The 4,235-nt window shown below is 58.3% G+C and carries 6 protein-coding genes; 4 read left to right on the top strand and 2 right to left on the bottom strand.

The annotated features are described in order from the left end of the window. The first annotated feature begins 71 nt into the window (after positions 1–71). The 3 genes from ACVWZU_RS14260 (at position 72) to ACVWZU_RS14250 (ending at position 883) form a co-directional block, all read left to right on the top strand. Positions 72–239 carry a hypothetical protein gene (locus ACVWZU_RS14260; protein WP_457404261.1) on the top strand — a complete coding sequence of 56 codons (168 nt, stop codon included), beginning with the start codon at positions 72–74 and terminating at the stop codon, positions 237–239. 169 nt (positions 240–408) lie between these two features. Next, on the top strand, positions 409–615 hold the full coding sequence (locus ACVWZU_RS14255) for a hypothetical protein (RefSeq protein ID WP_011432020.1): 207 nt from the start codon (positions 409–411) through the stop codon (positions 613–615). Positions 616–655: 40 nt separating this feature from the next. Further along, positions 656–883 carry a hypothetical protein gene (locus ACVWZU_RS14250; protein WP_011432021.1) on the top strand — a complete coding sequence of 76 codons (228 nt, stop codon included), beginning with the start codon at positions 656–658 and terminating at the stop codon, positions 881–883. A 153-nt stretch (positions 884–1,036) separates the two neighbouring features. Here ACVWZU_RS14250 and fba read toward each other — a convergent pair whose 3' ends face one another. Further along, positions 1,037–2,116, bottom strand: coding sequence for a class II fructose-bisphosphate aldolase (fba, locus tag ACVWZU_RS14245; protein WP_011432022.1), 1,080 nt, complete (start codon positions 2,114–2,116; stop codon positions 1,037–1,039). Positions 2,117–2,527: 411 nt separating this feature from the next. Here fba and ACVWZU_RS14240 point away from each other — a divergent pair, with 411 nt between their 5' ends. Then, entirely contained in the window at positions 2,528–3,103 is a 576-nt protein-coding gene (locus tag ACVWZU_RS14240) for a hypothetical protein (RefSeq protein ID WP_414416955.1), read from the top strand. A 36-nt stretch (positions 3,104–3,139) separates the two neighbouring features. Here ACVWZU_RS14240 and murI read toward each other — a convergent pair whose 3' ends face one another. Then, positions 3,140–4,018 (bottom strand): glutamate racemase, encoded by an 879-nt coding sequence (gene murI / locus ACVWZU_RS14235; RefSeq protein ID WP_457445564.1) that lies wholly within the window; start codon positions 4,016–4,018, stop codon positions 3,140–3,142. Positions 4,019–4,235: the final 217 nt, after the last annotated feature.

Below are 4,235 nucleotides of genomic sequence, written 5' to 3'. Positions count from 1 at the left end.
GGCCTGTGGATCGAACTGCACGGGCGGTCGGAAGCAGGAACCCGCCGAGACGACTGCGCAAGGAGCCATCCATGCGCAGCGTGGTAGGAATCTCCAGCCTTCAGGCCGGGGAGGATGTCAATTTCCCAGTTTCACCCTCCTCTCTGGCTCAGCTTGGAGCCAATGGCCTCATCGGCAAACCCTTCAACGCCGCCACCCTGGCTGCGGACATCTGTGCTCTGCTGGGCTGGGATCCCTGACTCAACCCTGAACCCGCCCCAAAGACCCCTGGGATCCCACCGATATCCGCCAAATCGCGTAGAAGAAACGTACAAATTGCCTACGCAAATCCTCGATGTTTCTCTGTACTTCCACTGATCTCGAGGCTATGATAGGGGCATGAACGTTAGAAATACGGAGGAAACACAGATGCAAGTCAGTGAAGATCTAACCCTGGACTACCGTACTTACCGCATAGCAGCCCTATTGAGCGAGAGCTTCTCTTTGGGAGCACTGCTGGGAGTATCCCTCAAGTGGCAGAACGATGTCTCCTCCGTGAATGAGCCGCGGCCCAGGGCTTCCCATCTTTCCCTGCAGGACATCGAGCAGCGCTACCTCACCTCTTGGCAAAGATAGTCTTCTCCCTTCAAAAACCATCTCTCAAACAGAACCAGCCATGAATACAAGTCTTGACTCTGTTACTCTGCCCTCCAGCATCCAAGAAATCGTGGAGCAGGTGTTCCGCAGCAGCTTCCTCAGCTTGGGCCAAGAGAACCGCATCAATGAGCTGCTCTTTCAGCGGCGCTACTCTGAGGCTGACCTGGAACTGTTGGACTGCCTAAGCTTGGCGTTGCTGAACCATCAAATTGAGACGGAAAAACGTTCTGCGGCAAAAGCTGCCTGACCCCCAAAACGCATCAAGTTCCTCCAAAGCAAAAGGGGATCCCAGCTGGATCCCCTTATTTGTCCAATCTGAGTCCAGTGACCTAGCTGATCTCCAAGGAAAACCCTGGAAGCGCCCCGGCAAGCATTCCAGAGTTCTTGCAGGATGTGGGGACTAGACCGCAACGGTCTTCTTCACCTGAGCCGCCAAAGCTCCAGAAGCATACTTGGCTGCCATCTCATCCAAGGTAACCACCGGAACTTTGGTGCCATGGCCAGCACAGCCGAAGGCAATGTAGCGCTCAGCACAGACTTTTTGCATTTCCTTGATGGAAGGCTTGAGGAAGTGGCGGGGGTCAAACTCTTTCGGATTCTCGGCCAGAGCGCGGCGCACGGCAGCTGTGATGGCCAGGCGGTTGTCGGTGTCGATGTTTACTTTGCGCACTCCATTTTGGATGCCCCGCTGAATTTCTTCCAGCGGCACACCGTAAGTCTCGGGAATGGAGCCGCCGTATTCGTTGATGATGTCGATCAGCTCCTTGGGCACCGAGGAGGAACCGTGCATCACCAGGTGCGTGTTGGGCAGGCGGCGGTGGATCTCAGCAATGCGCTCCATGTCGAGGATGTCACCAGTGGGCTTCCGGGAGAACTTGTAGGCGCCATGGCTGGTACCAATGGCTACGGCCAGCGCATCCACCTGAGTTCGCTCCACAAAGTCCACCGCTTGGTCGGGGTCGGTGAGGAGTTGGTCATGGCTGAGCGCCTCTTCCGCGCCGTGGCCATCTTCCGCTTCCCCACGGCCCGTTTCCAGGGATCCCAGGCAGCCCAGTTCCCCTTCCACACTCACCCCGATTGCATGAGCCACTTTCACCACCTCGGAGGTAACGGCCACGTTGTACTCGTAGCTGGCCGGGGTCTTGGCATCTTCCTTGAGGGATCCATCCATCATGACGCTGGTGAAGCCGTTGCGGATGGCGGAATAGCAGGTAGCCGGGCTATTGCCGTGGTCTTGGTGCATGGCGACGGGGATGTGGGGGTAGGTCTCCACTGCCGCCAGGATCAGGTGCCGCAGAAAGTTCTCGCCCGCATACTTGCGTGCCCCTCGAGAGGCTTGCAGGATAACGGGGCTGTTGGTTTCATGGGCTGCCTGCATGATTGCTTGGATCTGCTCCATGTTGTTGACGTTGAAGGCAGGAATGCCGTAGCCATGTTCGGCGGCATGATCCAGCAGCGTCCGCATTGCAACGAGAGCCATCGGTTACCTCCTGAGGTGCTGACCTAGTGCGTATGAGATTTGCTTACCGTTGATCTTAAGATACTTTTTACGTTTTGGCGGATAAGCCGCCGGGGATCTGCGTATCTTGCCGAGGGATCTTTGCAACCATTGGCCGTGATGCTCGCGCTCAGGCGCAACAGGCGCACCGACATCTTCAGATACAGTGGGGAAGGGCAAGACTGTTGGGCGCTTGCATCGAGGATGGATCTGCCCATGCCCGCTCAATTTATCTCTTAGTCTCTCTAATTCTACTGTGGTGTTTTTGTGTTGTTTGCCCGGAGGAATGGGAACGTGCGTTGCAATCGCTGGCCGGTCTTGGGTGTAAAGCCAACAAGGGCTCTGTCCTGCTGGGGCAAAAGGCTGCGCTGGGTGCGAGGAACCGGTTTGGCAATGGCCTGCTGGGCAGTGGCGGGCCTTCGGTCGGCAGCTTGGGGGATCCCCGGGCAATCTCCGGATCAGGTGGCGGCCTGGGTGAGGGACAATCCTGTGCTGCGGCCCCGTCCGGGCGAAACCCTGAACATCAACCGAGTGGAGCCGGATGGATCCCGTTTTACGTTCTTGGCTTCGGTGGCTCCGCCGGGACGGATCATCAACCCGCTGGATCGGGAGACGATTCGCTCGGAACGGATGACGTTCTTTCGCCCCCAAGGACTGACAGCAGAGGATCTCTTTCAAGCCATTCGCGATGTCTATGGGCCGGAGATCGCCGCCGATCTGGATCAGGCGGTGGAGGTGATTCGCTACCCGTCCCCAGAAGCTCTGGCAGGCAGTCCGGGCTATACCTTGGCCCTTGCCATCCAAGGGGTGGTGCTGCGGGGAAACCAATTTGTGTACTGGCTGGAGCTGACGCAAAACCCCGATGGCCGTGTACAGCAGGGGCAGGTGTGGGTGTTCCAAGAGGAATGGCTACCCAAGGTGGAAGGGGAGTTGGCGGAACGTTTCCCCTTGCAGGTGATGACCCGTTGAGGGGCCCCCAATCTTTATCCCCGAGGAGAAGGGCGCTCAGGGGCGGAGGGAGTTGCTGACATCCAAAGCCGGCAATTCCACCCGTTCTACCTGGGGCCGAAAGCCCAACCAAGGAGTGGCCAACTGGGCAAATCGCTCTGGATCCCCGCTCACACAGAAACGGTGGGGTTCTCCCCAAGCAGCGGTCAAGGGGCGACGCAAGTCCCACAAACTCAATTCGCGGGCCAGGGATCCCACCAGCGCCATCCCTGGATCTACCCGTTTGACCGAGGACGGCAGCAAAGGCTTCAGGATTGGATCCAGCAGGGGGTAGTGAGTACAGCCATAGACAAGAGTATCGATCCCCTGTTGCAACAGCGGTTGCAGGTAGCGTTCAGCCGCCTGTCGCAGAGCAGGGCTATCCAGCCATCCGGCTTCAATGAGAGGGACGAACTCAGGGCAGGCCTGCTCCCAACAGTAAACGGGGTACGGAAAACGTTTGGGATCCAGAGCGCTGTACTCTTGAATGGCTCTTGAGTAAGCGCGACTCTTGACCGTGGCCATCGTGGCGAGCACCCCAATGCGGGATCCCTGGGCCAGTGCTGCCTGGGCGCCGGGTAGGATCAACCCCAGAACGGGCAGGGCAAACTCCTGCCGCACGTGGTCCAGAGCCAAGGCCGAGCTGGTATTGCAGGCCATCACCACCAGCTTCACCGGCTGTGCCTGCATCCATGTCAGAATTTGCCGCACAAAGGCCAGGATCTCCTCTGGCGAGCGTTCCCCATAGGGCAACCGCGCTGTGTCGCCGAAGTAGATGAGCCGTTCCTGGGGGAGTCGGCGGCGTAAGGCTCGCCAAACCGTCAGCCCGCCCAAGCCGCTGTCAAACACCCCAATTGGCCAACTGGGATCTGGCTCTGATTTCCACTCCCACTGCATGCTCCGTTCTCCTCAACACCTTGGCCTAAGCTGCTGTATCCTACCCTGCTTTCGAGAATCTCGGCGACAGATTCCCTGCCTTCCCTCTGAGATCAACTGGGCCAACTGGATCGTCAATTCGATCAGCTAGAAATCGCAGGAGCCCCGCACTGTACCCGTAGGGTCAGTGCCGGGAGGAATGCGAGGTTACAATAGAACCATGACCCAAGTCCTGACC

The sequence above is a fragment of the Thermostichus sp. MS-CIW-26 genome, from assembly GCF_054059115.1.
Note: the sequence above shows the minus strand (reverse complement) of the source record. Positions and strands in the feature narration are given on the sequence as shown.

What these genes read in the sequence shown, in the direction of transcription:
- ACVWZU_RS14260 (WP_457404261.1), top strand. Translation starts at nt 72, where the DNA reads ATGCGCAGCGTGGTAGGAATCTCCAGCCTTCAGGCCGGGGAGGATGTC.
- ACVWZU_RS14255 (WP_011432020.1), top strand. Translation starts at nt 409, where the DNA reads ATGCAAGTCAGTGAAGATCTAACCCTGGACTACCGTACTTACCGCATA.
- ACVWZU_RS14250 (WP_011432021.1), top strand. Translation starts at nt 656, where the DNA reads ATGAATACAAGTCTTGACTCTGTTACTCTGCCCTCCAGCATCCAAGAA.
- fba (WP_011432022.1), bottom strand. Translation starts at nt 2,116, where the DNA reads ATGGCTCTCGTTGCAATGCGGACGCTGCTGGATCATGCCGCCGAACAT.
- ACVWZU_RS14240 (WP_414416955.1), top strand. Translation starts at nt 2,528, where the DNA reads ATGGCCTGCTGGGCAGTGGCGGGCCTTCGGTCGGCAGCTTGGGGGATC.
- murI (WP_457445564.1), bottom strand. Translation starts at nt 4,018, where the DNA reads ATGCAGTGGGAGTGGAAATCAGAGCCAGATCCCAGTTGGCCAATTGGG.